The sequence below is a fragment of the Epilithonimonas hungarica genome (assembly GCF_900102265.1).
Lineage (GTDB): Bacteria > Bacteroidota > Bacteroidia > Flavobacteriales > Weeksellaceae > Epilithonimonas > Epilithonimonas hungarica.
The window spans coordinates 25,302-40,714 of the sequence record NZ_FNBH01000006.1; the positions used below are offsets into that span (position 1 = coordinate 25,302).

Annotated in this window: 18 protein-coding genes; 9 read left to right on the forward strand and 9 right to left on the reverse strand. The window is 34.1% G+C overall.

The window, feature by feature from the left end; translation table 11 throughout:
* Genes BLT30_RS17770 through BLT30_RS17780 form a run of 3 tightly spaced genes read right to left on the reverse strand, consistent with a single transcriptional unit; the run spans position 1 to position 1,249 of the window.
* Positions 1–303 (reverse strand): type II toxin-antitoxin system RelE/ParE family toxin, encoded by a 303-nt coding sequence (locus BLT30_RS17770; RefSeq protein WP_089875156.1) that lies wholly within the window; start codon positions 301–303, stop codon positions 1–3.
* Entirely contained in the window at positions 284–604 is a 321-nt protein-coding gene (locus BLT30_RS17775) for a hypothetical protein (protein ID WP_089875158.1), read from the reverse strand. The genes BLT30_RS17770 and BLT30_RS17775 overlap by 20 nt, the downstream gene beginning before the upstream one ends.
* 54 nt (positions 605–658) lie before the next feature.
* Complete coding sequence (locus BLT30_RS17780; protein WP_089875159.1) at positions 659–1,249, reverse strand: thymidine kinase; 591 nt, start codon at positions 1,247–1,249, stop codon at positions 659–661.
* A gap of 270 nt (positions 1,250–1,519) precedes the next feature.
* Here BLT30_RS17780 and BLT30_RS17785 point away from each other — a divergent pair, with 270 nt between their 5' ends.
* From BLT30_RS17785 to BLT30_RS17815, 7 genes are all read left to right on the forward strand, one after another.
* Entirely contained in the window at positions 1,520–2,752 is a 1,233-nt protein-coding gene (locus BLT30_RS17785) for a hypothetical protein (RefSeq protein ID WP_089875161.1), read from the forward strand.
* The gene (rsmI, locus tag BLT30_RS17790; RefSeq protein ID WP_089875163.1) at positions 2,753–3,424 is read left to right on the forward strand and encodes a 16S rRNA (cytidine(1402)-2'-O)-methyltransferase; all 672 of its coding nucleotides are present in this window, start codon (positions 2,753–2,755) and stop codon (positions 3,422–3,424) included.
* Positions 3,425–3,470: 46 nt separating this feature from the next.
* Positions 3,471–4,214 (forward strand): 3-oxoacyl-[acyl-carrier-protein] reductase, encoded by a 744-nt coding sequence (gene fabG, locus BLT30_RS17795; protein ID WP_074235959.1) that lies wholly within the window; start codon positions 3,471–3,473, stop codon positions 4,212–4,214.
* Between the two features lie 67 nt (positions 4,215–4,281).
* On the forward strand, positions 4,282–5,037 hold the full coding sequence (locus BLT30_RS17800) for a prolipoprotein diacylglyceryl transferase (RefSeq protein WP_245707210.1): 756 nt from the start codon (positions 4,282–4,284) through the stop codon (positions 5,035–5,037).
* Positions 5,038–5,040: 3 nt separating this feature from the next.
* On the forward strand, positions 5,041–5,274 hold the full coding sequence (locus BLT30_RS17805; RefSeq protein WP_089875166.1) for a hypothetical protein: 234 nt from the start codon (positions 5,041–5,043) through the stop codon (positions 5,272–5,274).
* Positions 5,275–5,285: 11 nt separating this feature from the next.
* Positions 5,286–6,689, forward strand: a complete 1,404-nt coding sequence (locus tag BLT30_RS17810; RefSeq protein WP_089875169.1) for a radical SAM protein — start codon at positions 5,286–5,288, stop codon at positions 6,687–6,689.
* Between the two features lie 27 nt (positions 6,690–6,716).
* Positions 6,717–7,289, forward strand: a complete 573-nt coding sequence (locus BLT30_RS17815; protein ID WP_089875172.1) for a 5'-methylthioadenosine/S-adenosylhomocysteine nucleosidase family protein — start codon at positions 6,717–6,719, stop codon at positions 7,287–7,289.
* Between the two features lie 30 nt (positions 7,290–7,319).
* Here the strand turns inward: BLT30_RS17815 and BLT30_RS17820 are convergent, their stop codons facing one another.
* On the reverse strand, positions 7,320–8,054 hold the full coding sequence (locus BLT30_RS17820; protein WP_089875175.1) for a DUF1835 domain-containing protein: 735 nt from the start codon (positions 8,052–8,054) through the stop codon (positions 7,320–7,322).
* Between the two features lie 3 nt (positions 8,055–8,057).
* On the reverse strand, positions 8,058–9,098 hold the full coding sequence (locus BLT30_RS17825; protein ID WP_089875177.1) for a GMP reductase: 1,041 nt from the start codon (positions 9,096–9,098) through the stop codon (positions 8,058–8,060).
* 308 nt (positions 9,099–9,406) lie between these two features.
* Here BLT30_RS17825 and BLT30_RS17830 point away from each other — a divergent pair, with 308 nt between their 5' ends.
* Both BLT30_RS17830 and BLT30_RS17835 read left to right on the forward strand, forming a co-directional pair.
* Positions 9,407–10,612 carry a glycosyltransferase gene (locus tag BLT30_RS17830; RefSeq protein WP_089875179.1) on the forward strand — a complete coding sequence of 402 codons (1,206 nt, stop codon included), beginning with the start codon at positions 9,407–9,409 and terminating at the stop codon, positions 10,610–10,612.
* A 24-nt stretch (positions 10,613–10,636) separates the two neighbouring features.
* Positions 10,637–11,248 (forward strand): hypothetical protein, encoded by a 612-nt coding sequence (locus BLT30_RS17835; protein WP_089875182.1) that lies wholly within the window; start codon positions 10,637–10,639, stop codon positions 11,246–11,248.
* Here BLT30_RS17835 and dcm read toward each other — a convergent pair.
* From dcm to BLT30_RS17855, 4 genes are all read right to left on the reverse strand, one after another.
* On the reverse strand, positions 11,236–12,483 hold the full coding sequence (gene dcm, locus BLT30_RS17840) for a DNA (cytosine-5-)-methyltransferase (protein ID WP_089875184.1): 1,248 nt from the start codon (positions 12,481–12,483) through the stop codon (positions 11,236–11,238). The two genes, BLT30_RS17835 and dcm, sit on opposite strands and share 13 nt — an antisense overlap.
* 210 nt (positions 12,484–12,693) lie before the next feature.
* Positions 12,694–12,999: a hypothetical protein gene (locus BLT30_RS17845; protein WP_089875187.1), complete on the reverse strand. Its 306-nt coding sequence runs from the start codon at positions 12,997–12,999 to the stop codon at positions 12,694–12,696.
* A 95-nt stretch (positions 13,000–13,094) separates the two neighbouring features.
* Complete coding sequence (locus BLT30_RS17850; protein ID WP_089875189.1) at positions 13,095–14,552, reverse strand: hypothetical protein; 1,458 nt, start codon at positions 14,550–14,552, stop codon at positions 13,095–13,097.
* Complete coding sequence (locus tag BLT30_RS17855) at positions 14,552–15,412, reverse strand: hypothetical protein (RefSeq protein WP_089875191.1); 861 nt, start codon at positions 15,410–15,412, stop codon at positions 14,552–14,554. The genes BLT30_RS17850 and BLT30_RS17855 overlap by 1 nt, the downstream gene beginning before the upstream one ends.
* Position 15,413: the final 1 nt, after the last annotated feature.

Here is a 15,413-nt window from a genome sequence, read left to right on the forward strand (position 1 = left end):
TTATAAATCGTCTATTACAAATTTTTTATCTTCATCCTGATAATTATTGTACAGTCTCAGGACTTTCAAATAATCATATTCTAATTTGTATATTAAAGTTGTCTGTTCCGTAATCAGAAGCTTGTTATAGTTGGGAAATTTTTCAAGTTTTTGGAAAATTACTTTTTTATTTAATATTAAACTGATTTTATGATTCAGAATTATAATAAAATTTTGATACTCTCTATAAGTAAATCTATTTCCGATATAATCTTCTATCTGCTCCAAATCTGCGAGCGCAAACTTAGACCACCTTATTTCCATACTTTTTCAAAAAACGTTCTTCAGAAATTTTCATTACATCATCGTGGGAAAAATAGATTCCATTATCAAAATCTTTTTCAGCTTCTTCCAAAGTTTGTAATAGAGAAGTTTCTGGATCAATGATTTCCGCAATCTTGAGCAACTCTTCCGGATTGAACTTCTTTTCCTTCATTTTTCGAAAAAAAGTAGGTTCAGAAATTCCGCTTTTCTCAATAATATATTTGATTTTAAAAGGAGAATTCTTCAAAATCTCATCAATCGAATTGCTAATCTTTATATAATTTTTAATTTCTAATATCATTTTTTGAGAGTTTTTACTATTAAAATTTAAACAAATTTAATGAAAATAATGATATTAATCTTTTTTGATCTTTAAAACTTCATCTACAAAAACTCTTCTACTTACTGCGTCATAAGCTTCAGTTTCTCCAAGCTCCACTAATTCCTTTCCTGCAGAAGTCCGCATAGAATAGTTGGCGAGGTTTCCTGTTCTTTTACAAATTGCGTGAACCTTGGTCACATATTCTGCAGTTGCCATCAGATTGGGCATTGGACCAAAAGGACGACCCAAAAAATCCATATCCAAGCCAGCAATCACAACTCGTATTCCGTTGTTTGCCAATTGGTTGGCAACATCTACAATACTTTCGTCAAAAAACTGGGCTTCATCTATCGCAACAACATCACAATTAGAACCCAACAAAAGAATCTCGGAAGGACTTTCCACAGCTGTACTTCGGATTTTCGTCTGATTATGGGAAACAACATCTTCCTCAGAATATCTTGTATCGATTTTCGGTTTGAAGATCTCGACGTTCTGACCGGCCATTTCCGCACGACGGAGTCTTCTGATGAGTTCCTCCGTCTTTCCGGAGAACATAGAACCGCAGATAACTTCCATCCAACCGCTTTGTTTGGCATGATTAATTGTATTTTCTAAAAACATTATTAATTTAGCAAAAAATTGTTTTAAAATTTTTGTTTCAACGCAAAGGCACAAAATCAATTTCTCTAATCTAATTTTTAAGGCGCAAACTGACTTTTATTCAATCAAATTTTGCAACTTAAAAATGTTTTACTGGTAAAAAATAGCAACTTTGCAATTAAATTTTACAGCATTCATAGATTAAAATAATTACAGCAAAAACCTTTTGGGAACAAAATTGTTCTTAAATTTATAAACATCAAATTTAAGTAAAAATTAATAAGATATATTATGCAAAACCTGCAAGATACTTACGAAGAAATTTTCGATGAGATCAAAATTATTTTATCAGAATTATCAAAATCTGATACATATGAAGCTATTTTGGAGAAAGAAAAGGAAATTAATCAGCTTTATCAAAATTTTTCTTTCCTTAAGGTTTCTCAGAATTTTGATGTTTCGTCAGCAGACATTGAACCTTTACAAATTATTGATAATCAATTTACAAACATAGATTCTGATTTGATCTCTATTGAAGAATTTGAAGAAGAAAAAAAGGTTGCGGAAATCGTTGTTGAGGAAACTGAAGTTCACGATATTTTTGATGATGTTCCGGAAGTGGAAGAGGTTCATTCTTTTGCTGAAATTGATGCAGAGGAAAATTTGGTTGATGAATCAGTTTTTGAAAATGAAGTTGTTAATGAAATCAATGAAGAAAATCAGCCTGAAGAAATCATTGCAAATGAAATCGAAGTTGAAGCTCAGAATAAAGATTTAATTGAAGAACCGATTTTAGAAAATGAAGTTGTCAGTGAAATTGAAGCTCAAAACTACCACGAAGAAATAGTTGAAGCAGTGGCTGAAATTGAGAGTGAGGAGGAAAATCTTTTAGACGAACCAGCTGAAAAACTCGAACCAATGCAAGATAGTCAGTTTTCTTTTGCCATGGAAAAAGAAGAACCAATTGCTGAGGTTTCTAATGATGATTATGAAGCGAGATTGGCAGAAAAAGAAGCTAAGCTGAAAGAACTTGAGGAAAACAGAAGAAAAATCGTAGAGTTCTCAAAAGAAAATACTCCCCAGCCCAAGGAAGATGCTCAGGAAGTTTACGAATCTCAAACTCAACAGGAACATCATGATAAGAAATTCAAACTGGCCCACATCAAAGGCCTTAAAATAGCTAAATCTTTATTTGATGATGACCATTTGGAGGAAGAAGAAAAATCTGCTCCAGCTCAAAACTCAGGAAGTCTTTTGAAAAATAATGTTCCTACAGATTACATGGAAGCGCCGAAACCAAAACCAGAATTCAAGCTTGACCTGAATGATAGAATTGCTTTTTCTCAATATCTTTTCAACGGAAGCCAAAGTGAATTGAATGAAGTGGTTAATACGCTGAATTCTTTTACTTCAGTTGAAAAAGCTCAGGAATTCTTGAGTGATATCTATTACGAAAGGGATTGGAAAAAAGTGGATTCATACGCACAGAGATTGTGGACTTTGGTTGAAAATAGGTTTTTGTAGATGAGCGGTATTCTTTATTTTGTTCCAACACCCGTTGGAAATCTAGAAGATATGACTTTCCGGGCTGTGAAAGTTCTGAAAGAAGTGGATTATATTTTGTGTGAGGATACAAGAACTTCTGGCGTTCTTCTCAAACATTACGAAATTTCCAAACCTCTGAAATCCTATCATTTACATAACGAACATCAGGCAACTGAAAGAGTTGTTCAGGATTTGGGAAATGGACAGAATATTGCCATTATTACAGATGCCGGAACACCCGGAATTTCAGACCCAGGCTACCTTTTGGCGAAAGCCTGTGCAGATAAAGATTTAGAAATGATCTGTTTACCTGGTGCAACGGCTTTTGTTCCTGCTTTGGTTGTTTCCGGACTGCCGAATCACGATTTTTATTTTGCCGGCTTTCTTCCTCAGAAAAAAGGGAGACAAACCAAACTGAAACAATTGGCTGAAGAAAAGAAGACAATTGTTCTTTACGAAAGTCCACATAAAATCAATACAACATTGGAGCAAATCAAAGAATTCTTTGGAGAGGAAACAAGAGTAAGTCTGAGCCGGGAAATTTCTAAAAAATTCGAAGAAACTAAACGAGGGACAATCAATGAGTTAATTGAATTCTCGAAAAGCAAAACTTTAAAAGGAGAGATTGTTCTGATTGTGAATAATTCTTAAAGTATTATTTTTGCCATAACAAATTTAGAAAACATTATAAAAATATATGGGATTACTACAAGGTAAAGTTGCAATCATAACAGGTGCGACGCGTGGAATCGGAAGAGGAATTGCTGAAGTTTTTGCCAAAGAAGGAGCGAAAATCGCATTCACTTATGCTGGTTCTGTTGAAAAAGCTAAGGAATTAGAATCAGAATTAAGCAAAATAACAGAAATCAAAGGATATCAGTCAGACGCTTCGGATTATGACGCCGCTCAAAAATTGGTTGAGGATGTGTTGGCGGAGTTCGGAACCATTGATATTTTGGTGAATAACGCCGGAATTACGAGAGATAACCTAATGTTGAGAATGTCAAAAGACGATTGGGATACGATTATCAAAGTTAATCTGGATTCGGTTTTCAACTTGACGAAAGCGGTTATCAAACCAATGATGAAAGCTAAATCCGGTTCTATTATTAATATGACTTCGGTTGTTGGTGTGAAAGGTAACGCAGGACAAGCCAATTACGCCGCTTCAAAAGCCGGAGCAATTGGTTTTACTAAATCTATCGCTTTGGAATTAGGTTCCAGAAATATCCGTTGCAACGCCATCGCTCCAGGTTTCATAGAAACTGAAATGACAGCTGCTTTGGACGAAAAAACAGTTCAGGGATGGAGAGACGGAATCCCAATGAAAAGAGGAGGGCAGCCGGCAGATGTTGCCAATGCGTGTGTTTTCTTCGCAAGTGAATTATCTTCTTACGTTACAGGTCAGGTTCTGAATGTTGACGGAGGAATGTTGACTTAATTAAAACAATATCAATTATTTATAAAGCTTTTTGTTTACTATGCAAAAAGCTTTTTTTATAGAAATTATGATAATCGATTTTCCATTGACGTTTCAGATTTTCGGCAAAACTGTTTTGGCGCATCCTGTGTTTGAAACAGTCGGGATTTTTCTGGCGATGCGTTATTACTTTTATTTGAAAAGAAAATCATCGGAGAAAATGTCATTCAGTAGTTCGGCAGCGGTTCTTATTGGAGCGACTGCTGGAGCTTTGATTGGCTCAAAGCTGATTGGGAATTTGGAGAATCCTTATTTGTTATTCAATGATTTTAATATCCAAAGATTTTGGACCAATAATACTATTGTTGGAGGATTATCATTTGGATTAATTGGAGTGGAATTAGCAAAAAAGATTGTTGGTTATCAAAAAAGTACGGGAGATCTAATCGTTTATCCTTTGATTTTAGCAATGATTATCGGGAGAATTGGATGTTTTTTTACTGGAGTTTATGAGGAAACTTATGGGATTCCGACTGATTCGGTTTTTGGAATGCATCTCGGCGACCAATATCTCAGATATCCGGTTGCGCTTTATGAGATTATTTTTCTCATCATTCTTTGGATTACTTTGAAGAGGATACAAATCAAATCAAAATTTTCGTCAGGCTTTATATTTCAATTGTTTATGTTGAGTTACTTCACGTTTCGATTGATGCTTGATCTTATAAAACCTAAAATCGAAATTATAGGAAATCTCGGAACGATTCAATTGGTGTGTATTGTTGTGATAATTTATTATATCTTTAAAATGAAAAACACATTGAATCAAAAATCAAATCAATAAAAGATGAAAACTCTAACGCTTTTAGAAGTCGGTAATTTGGGAGGTTTAGTAGCAATGATTATTGGTATTATGATAATTGTGGCTCTTGTTATTTCCCTTTTCATTACATTTTTTGTAAAATCAATTTATGAATCCAAAGACGGACGCAAGTTTTCCAATTCTCAGTTTTGGCAGACAATGCTGATTTCATTATTGATTTGTGGTTTGATAAGTGGAATGATATGCGGAGGAATGTAAAAATTTGAATCATGCCTGTAAGAAACTATACTTATTACGATTACACCATCAGTCTTTGTCCGGAATGTCTGAAAAGAGTAGGTGCTAAAATTATCATTGAGGATGAATCGGTTTTTATGACCAAGAGGTGCCCTGACCACGGTTTTTTTAAAACTAAAATCGCGTCCGACGTTCATTATTACAAAAACATTAGAAACTACAACAAAGCGTCTGAAATGCCGGTGCATTTTGGAACGGATGTAGAATATGGCTGTCCTTACGATTGCGGATTGTGCGTAGATCACGAGCAACACAGCTGTCTTTCTATTGTGGAAGTTACTGACCGATGCAATCTGACTTGCCCAACCTGTTACGCGATGTCCTCGCCACATTACGGAAGCCACAGAAGTCTGGAAGAAATTGAAGCGATGTTTGATGTCATTGTTAAAAATGAAGGTGAGCCGGATGTTGTTCAAATCAGTGGAGGTGAACCGACGATTCATCCGGAGTTTTTCAAAATAATGGATATTGCGAAGTCAAAACCGATTAAACATCTGATGCTGAATACAAATGGTGTAAGAATCGCCAATGACCCGGGTTTTGCTGAAAAGCTGGTAACTTATGCGCCTGAATTTGAAATTTATCTTCAGTTTGATTCTTTTAAGCCTGAGGTTCTGAAAGATTTCCGAGGAAAGGATTTGACAGATGTTAGAATGAAAGCTTTGGAAAAACTCAATGCTCTGAATCTTTCGACAACACTTGTAATCGTTCTTCAAAAAGATAAGAATATTGATGAAATTGGAAAAATCATCGAGTTTGCTCTAAAACAAAAATGTGTGCGAGGAATCACTTTTCAACCTGTCGAAATTGCCGGAAGAAATAGGGAAGATTCGGCTCACGAAAAGATAACTTTAACAGAAGTAAGACAGGAAATTTTGAATCAGTTTCCGTTATTAAATTCAGACGACATCATTCCGGTTCCTTGTAATCCGGATGCTTTGGCAATGGGTTATATTTTGAAACTGGAAGGAGAAACAATTCCTTTAACAAGATATATTAATCCGGCTGACTTGCTGAATAATGAAACCCGAAACACCATTGTTTATGAACAAGATACAGGATTGCAGATGCAACTTTTGGATATTTTCAGCACAGGAATTTCGGTGGATAAAGTGAAGCCTAAAGTTAACCAACTATTATGTTGTCTTCCGGAAGTTTCTGCTCCAGATTTGGATTACGATAATCTGTTCAGAATCATCATTATGAATTTTATGGATGCTCACGATTTTGATGTCAGAGCGGTTAAAAAATCCTGCGTTCATATTGTCAACAAAGATTTGAAAATGATTCCGTTTGAGACGATGAATCTTTTTTATCGTGATGATAAAAGCAAATATCTGGAAGAATTAAGAAAAAAAGACAAGGTTTTGTTTTAAATTATTTAGATAATATTCACATTAATAATGACAATCAACGGAAAAAATTATAATAACATTTTATTGGTTTTTGCTTTGGAATCTGAGGCAGGAAAGGAATTCGAAAATTACAATAAAGTCTTTGTGGGAATAGGAAAAGTTAAAGCGACTTATAATGTGACAAAAGCCATTCAGAAAACTGATCCGGATTTGATTATCAATCTGGGAACTGCCGGGAGTACAATTTTTGACAGAGGAAGTGTTGTGAATTGCAGCCGGTTCATTCAGAGAGATATGGATGTCAGAGCTTTGGGTTTTCAGAAGTTTGAAACACCTTTTTCTGAAGAGTCCATTATTTTAAAATACGGACTAGATATAGAAAATCTACCCAACGGAATCTGTGGTTCCGGTGACCAATTCGAAATGGAGCATATCAATCCAGAATACAATGTCATTGATATGGAAGCTTTTGCGCTTGCGAAAGTGGCGGAATATGAGAATATCGATTTTCTATGTCTGAAATATATTTCTGACGGAGCAGACGGAAATGCGGCCGATGATTGGACGCAAGAGGTGAAAAAAGCTTCGATTGCTTTGAGAAGAGAACTAGATAATCTTTAATAGAAAACCAGCCGAATTTGGCTGGTTTTTTTATTTCTTGTTCAAAACTTTATCATAAATCTTCTTAACCTGCAAATCTCCAAAACCAAAAATCCCTAATTCTTCCTGAAATTTTTTAAAGACCGAATCAAAATCTGTCAATCCGTTTTCAATTTGATTTTTAATAAAATCTTCTGGATTTATATTAATGTAAGCTTCGATAACTTCTTTTAAAAAATGAAAGCAATCGGATTGGTTTTCAGATAATTGTTTCAAATAATCAATATCATTATTTTGATAAGATTTCCAAAGATTCAGAGCCAATTCAATATCATTTTTATTAAATAAAACTTTGGATTTCAACGATTCTTCCAAGTCAGAACCTTCTGGATCTGAAAAACCTTTCCAATGGTTTTCTACAGTCTCCTTTGGAAAAACCCGATAGATTTTTAAATTATTAATTTTTGAAATTAATGAAATACAAAACCACAAATTAACCTGACAAAACAAATCATTTTCAAACCAGAGATTGACTTCAGAGCCTTCAGGAATATTCAGAATCCTTTCAAATTCCGAAACTGATTTTTCATAGTAACCCTCCTTGGAAACATTGTAATCCCCAGAAATTGATCTGGCTCTTAATTCCCAAAATTCTTCCAGAGAATCGGTTTTCAAATTTCCAGAAATCAAAGCCTCACGACAAACAATTATCTCGCCATCGACCGAAGTTTTCTTCAAATCTTCAGCAAGATAGTCGCCATTGGTTATGTGAAAGATTTTCTTCAAATGTTATCCGTTAAAAACCTGATTTTCCTGCTCTTGAACTCGGATGAAAGTTGTTCTTTTAGACAATTCTTTCAACTTAGATGCGCCGACATAAGTACAAGTTGAACGAACGCCTCCCAAAATATCTTTTACTGTTTCTGCAACAGGTCCTTTGTAAGGAACTTTAACCGTTTTCCCTTCGGAAGCACGATATTCTGCAACACCTCCGGAATGTTTATCCATTGCAGTCTGAGAACTCATTCCATAGAACAATCGAAAGGTTTTTCCATTTTCTGTAATTAGCTCACCGCCGCTTTCGTCGTGTCCGGCGAACATTCCGCCCAACATCACAAAATCTGAACCGCCGCCAAAAGCTTTGGCAACATCTCCGGGAACTTTGCAACCACCATCACCAATGATTTGTCCTCCCAAACCATGCGCCGCATCAGCACATTCGATGATTGCGGAAAGCTGAGGATAGCCAACGCCTGTTTTCACACGAGTCGTACAGACAGAACCTGGTCCAATCCCGACTTTGATGATGTCAGCTCCCGCTAAAATCAGTTCTTCCACCATTTCGCCTGTTACAACGTTTCCTGCGATGATGATTTTGTCAGGGAAATTTTCTCTTGCTTTTTTTACAAATTGAACAAAATGTTCGGAGTATCCATTTGCGACATCAATACAAAGAAACTGAATCTTCGGATTGGCATCCAGAATCGTTTTGATTTTCTCTTCATCGGCTTTACCCGTTCCGGTACTGAGTGCGATGTATTGGTAGAATTCGTCAGATTTTCCGTCAAGGAATCGATTCCATTCTTCAACTGAATAATGTTTGTGAATGGCTGTGATGATTTTGTCTTTGTAAAGAGCTTCTGCCATTTCGAAAGTTCCGACCGTGTCCATATTGGCTGCAATCAACGGAACACCGCTCCATTTTTTCTGCGTGTGCAAAAAAGTGAATTCTCTTTCTATCGTAACTTCGCTGCGGGATTTGAGTGTAGAACGTTTCGGGCGAAACATCACATCTTTGAATCCTAATTTGATTTCGTTTTCTATTCGCATACATCAAAATTAGCATTTATTTTTTTGAATTGGGATGATATTGAAACTGATTTTTGCCTTAAATTATAAAATCAAATTTGTCATTCCGTAGGAATCTCAACAGTCTAGATTCCTACGGAATGACAAACTTTGTGGTTATAATCTAGTTTGTTTTATGTTGAAACTTGCAGCCCGACTTGAGCGGAAATCTTTTTTTGCTTGTACAAAAGTTTTATTGCTTGTGAAAATTTTCTGCAAAAAAGATTGAGAGTGGAAGGCGGAAATAGCTGCCCAAAATATTCAATTAAGAATCTCTATTTTTGTTCCACATGAAACATCTTGTCATTATTGGTCTTGTTATTCCGGAGCCTGCTTCTACAGCTGCAGGTCACAGAATGATGCAGCTCATCCAATTGTTCTCGGAAGCGAATCACAAAATCACTTTTTTGACAGCTTCCAACAATATCGAATTCTCAGAAAAAATTGAAATCGAAAAAATTGAAATCAACAACGAAAGTTTTAATGAAAAAATAAAAGAGCTCAATCCTGATGTTGTGCTTTTTGACCGCTATGTAACCGAGGAACAATTTGGCTGGCGGGTTTCTGAAAATTGTCCAAAAGCTTTGAAAATTATTGACACAGAAGATTTACATTTCCTTAGAGAAGCAAGGCGAAAAGCTTTTGTTGAGAAAAGGGAAGTTAATAATGAAGATTTGGTCAATGATATTTTCAAGAGAGAAATAGCTTCGATCTTGCGTTGTGATCTGTCATTGATCATTTCGGAATTTGAATATGATTTGTTGGTAAATAATTTTAAAATCAATCCAAATCTATTGTTTTATATTCCGTTTTTGACAGAAAGTTTTGAGAAAAACAGAACACGTTTTGAAGATAGAACACATTTTGTCAGCATTGGAAATTTCCTTCACGAACCCAATTGGCAAACGGTTTTGAAATTGAAACAGATTTGGAAATCAATCAAGAAAAAAATTCCGGAGGCAGAACTTCATATTTATGGTGCTTACATGAGTCAGAAAGTTTTAGAACTTCATAACGCAAAAGATGGTTTTCTGGTGAAAGGAAGAGCAGATTCTGTGGAAGAGATTTTTAATCAATCGAAGGTTCTTCTTGCGCCAATTCCGTTCGGAGCAGGATTGAAGGGGAAACTTTGGGAAAGTATGAAGTTTGGTTTACCCAATGTGACGAGTTCAATCGGAGCAGAAACGATGCACAAGGATCTGCCCTGGAATGGATTTATTGAAGATTCTGATGAGGTTTTTGTTGCGAAAGCAGTTGAACTTTATCAGAATGAAAATATTTGGAATAAGGCTCAGGAAAACGGTTACCAGATTTTGGATTCTGTTTTCAGGAAAGATTTGTTTGCAGATTCTTTCATAAATAAAGTTTCAGAATTAATGGAAAATCTGGACAATCACAGAACCGAAAATTATCTGGGGAAAATCCTGCAACACCACCATTTGAACTCGACAAAATATATGAGCCGCTGGATCGAAGAGAAGAATAAGAAAAAATAGTATCTTTATTCGAAACACAAATCGATGTCAACATTTGATCAAGACCTTAATAAAGAACATTTATTAGGTCAATTTTTGGATGAGATCTATGAGAAATTAAATCTGAATTTCACACGAGTTACTGATACTGAATTCCAAAATAAAGGTGTGGACCTGATCTTCGTCCATAGCGGGAAAGAATATTATATTGATGAAAAGGCACAGCTGGATTATCTTAATAATTCTTTACCGACATTTACTTTTGAACTAAGTTATCTGAAGAATGGAAACTGGAGAAAAGGCTGGCTATTCGATCATAAAAAGATCACGGACCATTATTTTCTGATCACGGATATAAGAATAAAAACTCAAACTATTGAGGAAGGTTTTGAAAGCTGTTCAATTACAAGTGTCGATACAAAAAAACTTAGAAAATATCTTGAGAATATAGGACTCGATTGGGATACTTTGAATGATCTGGATGCACAAATCAGACATTCTGATCAAGAAAAAAACATCCCTCTTCGTAATCTAAAAGAGAAGCAAGAGGGATGTTTATATTTTTCTGTCCAAAAAGATGAAAAACCCTTGAATCTTAAGTTATACCTCAATTGGCTGATCAAGATCGGTGTTGCAAAAAGAATCTATCCTTTTTGATTAAATTTTAAAAGCATTTCACCTATTTTTTCGATCACTCCTACAACCAATGCATTTCCCATGAAAAAAGCCCGTTTAACATCGCTTACGCCTTCCAATAATGTATGGTCATCCGGAAACATATTCAGTCTTTCAAGTTCAATGGGTGTCAATCTTCGCAGTCCCTTATTCGTTCTTACCACGTGTTTGAATCTCGAAGCCGATTTTCCGCCTTCTCCTGTGATGATTGTTCTGGAAGGACTTTCCAAATTATCAGGGAAGATCATTGCACCTTCGCCGTAATTGTAAGAAAAACCATCTGCCGATTGTCGCACTTCTTTTTTTGCACCTTTCAGATAATTCCATTTATCAATTTCGCTTTCATCAATGAAATATTCTTGCGGAACTTCATCTGCAGGAATCAGGATATCTTTTAATAAAGTCCTTTTTCCTTCGTAATTTGGAGAGGTTTTCACTGTAGTGACTTTTCCGTTGAGAATCATTCCGGAGTTTTGGAAAGGCGAATCTCCTTTTTCTTTGTTGAATGAAGTTGATATTTCCTCGACACTTTGATCAAGGTCAAAAGTTTTGAGCTCGGAAATCTGACCAACTTCAAAGGTCTTTGCAAAAACACCTTCATCCAAAAGCCAATCAACTTCTGGGGTTTTTATTAATGAATTATAAATTGCTGAATCTTTCAAATAGCCTAAGATGAAAGTCCGTCTTCTTTTTTGTGGCATCCCGTAATCTGCAGCATTCACAACTCTCCATTCCACGGCATATCCAAGGTCTGACAAACATTTCAGCATGATCGCGAAGTCTCTTCCCCGTTGTGTCGTAGGTGATTTCAAAAGACGATCGACATTCTCCAGAAAAAGGAACTTGGGTTTGTCTTTCTTAGATTCCAATATTCTGTAGATCTCCCACCAAAGAACACCTTTTTTACCCTGGAGACCTTTGGAATTTTTCAAAGTGGTGGCCACCGAATAATCCTGACAAGGAAATCCGCCTACCAACATATCGTGTTCCGGAATCTCCTCGCTTGGAACTGTGGAAATATCTTGGTTAGAATGTCCTTTTTTACCGAATCTTGATTCATAGACCAAAGAAGCGTGCTGAGTTTTGGTAGAAGGTTCCCACTGGTTGCTCCAGACAACCTCGAAATTCTCTTTCGAAGACGCTTTGTTGCTGTTCTGCAGACCTATTCTAAAACCGCCAACGCCGGCAAAAAGTTCGATTACTTTTATCTTTTTCATTGTACACAAAAATAAAAATAAAATAATGGAGTACAATATGATCAAGAAAGATTTAGGATTTAAAATAGAACTCTATAAAATACAAAACCCCTTCTAACACGAACTTGAACCGATTAGTATTGATATTCATTAAATTAGATTGATTTACAATCCCTTGCGGCTCGAACATTTTTATTGTCAGAAGATTATTTTCCATATCCTCTGTTCTTACTAGATCGGCTGAAGAGTATCGTTGATGGTTACCTGTATTTTTTCTGCTTTCCAGATTTTTTTATTGGGATCTGTGGGATCTTTCAGCTGTCGTGAAACCTGGGCAATGTAATAATCAAAATTCTTAGATGGTGTCTTCCATTCTTCTTTTGCAGTGAAGGAAACTTCCAACAAACCATCTTTTCCTACTTTCTCTTCGTTGTAGCTCTGTTTGCTTTCGTGGGTGTAAATGATGTGATTCACTTCATTCATCCCTTCTTTTGGAACTTCTTTAAAAATGTCTACCTTCAATGTTTCCTCCTGCATATTTACAGTATGCACCCAAAGTTTGTGGGTTTTCCCGTAGAATGTTTGTGTACGCTGAATGTCTTTTCCATCTTCCGTAGAAAAAATGATGGAAACTATTTTCTAGATTTATAATAATAATCTATTGGCTGAGGATTATCTGGTAACTCATTACTCTTAAAAATATCTTCTTCCATGCTAGCTTTTTCATACCAATTTTTAAGGTTTTTTAAGCCATAAAACTTGTTTTTTTCAAATTCTTTAATGTAACTTTTATTATGATCAGAATAATTATAAAAGTTACCAAGGAACATTTGATTAAAATCATATTGAGAATCGTATCTATATTGCTCTCCAAATTCTAAAAGATATGCTGCAATTTTTGATATTTGTTGAAATGTCAAATCCTCTCTTTTTTCTGTATCACAACCGAGACATAAACCATGCTGAATATAATCGGCGAGACATAAGATATAATCCGGATTACCTGGATTAGACAATTCTTTTATAACCTCTAAAGTGTTTTGATGGATAGAAATACTACCATCACAATTTTTAGTCCATAGTAATTTTTCAAATTCCTTCTCAATATTTTTGTTGTAATTAGAATAATTTTTAGGTAATGTTTTTAATAACATCCATTTTACAAGTTCCTTATCTTGTGTATAACCAAAAGTTCTTACTAAGTTTTCCATAAAATATTGATCATTAAGAATAAGCCATTTATATTGTGCCTTATTATCATTAAACAGATACATATTACGAGCAATAATAATTTGATTATTTTTTTTCTGTTGTTGTGAAAGATCTATTAAATCTTTCCATTGAATCACACTTTGAGTCCCTTCATTCGTCTCAATAATTATTGGTTCTTTTTCATATTGCAATAATTTTGAGAATTTTTTCTGATAATCTAAAACTAATGGTAATGGATAAAAAAATGTTACAATCTTACTTTTTTTTGACACATAAATATTTTGATTATCAGCTGAAAGGGCATTAAATACTAAATCTTTATCACACGGATTATATGTATCTATTTTTAAATAGTTCACAGAGGAAGAATAATTAATAATTCTTCCGAATATATTCTTTATTCTGTTGGAAAAATCTTTTTCATCTGGTATTTTATAACCATTTGAATTTAAAATTGAATCTTCAATATCTACTAAAACATTAAGATCCCTTTCCGAATAATCATCAAAACTTCCGTATTCTGAAGAGGCACCATTTTTTATTTGTTTTATTAAAACTGCCTGGAACTCACTCTGTTTAAACTGCTCCTTATTATTTGTAGAACTAATCATACTTGTATTTTTTTCTTGACAGTGAATTAATATAAAGCAAAAGAATACCGCTATACAATTCATTTTTTTATTTAAACTATCTAGAACTTTCACCTTTTTTATATAGCCATTAGAATGTAGTACATCAATGATTAATTCATTTGTAACATCTAATTCTTCTACAGGAAATTGTTCTGAATATTTTTGTATAATTCCTAAATCATTGTAAATATAAATTCCCCTCTCTAATTGTTTTTGTAGTAAGTTTTCAATTTGCTTAGTATTCATCAATTATTTTTTTGTATATTTTGTAGCAGTTCATCACCATCAATATCTTGAATTTTTTTGTTTACTTTTTTTGTAAATATTTGATTTTTGCTACCTTGCTCATTTTTATCAAAAACTTTATAGGTGATTTTATTTAAATATAATTGTTTGTCTTTAGCATTAAAATTGTATTCACAAATTATTCTCCCTCCAGAATCTTGCTTAAATTCACAGAAAATGCTATTTTCTTTACTAAAAATTTTAGAATAGCGAAATCCAGTAAATTCTAAATTTTCATATTTATAGATTTGATTGTTATATTTTACTTCAATTTCATAATTGCTTTCATTAAATAAACAATAAAGATTTTTTGATTTGTCTGGTTCTTTCGTTTTTATAGTTTTTTTATTCCATTCATCACATAATTCTTTGTCAAAACAATCTGTACATGGTTGATGAACTATTAAAATTTTGCTTTTTTGCAAAAGCAAACTATCAATTACTTTATATTTTGCAACATTGATATTATTAGAAAACTCCCAAAAATTATTTTCCATTTTTATCAGTTTCCACTTAATATTCCTTTCTGTAAAACTATCCTGTTTTAAATTTTTATATTTATCTGTAACAAATGTGTAATTGCCCTTATTGGTTGTAAAGTCCCTGATATGATAATATGAGCCTTCTTGAGGAACATAAAAATAAAATTCATTTTTTGAAAATCTTAAAACTGGATAGCCTCCATCGCATCTATCATTAACTAGATATGTATTATCTTTTTTTTCAACAGAAACCAAAGTAGTATTTTCAAATTCATTCTTTTTAGTTTGACAACTGTAAAGTGAATGAATGATTATGAATAGTAACAATAATTTTTTCATA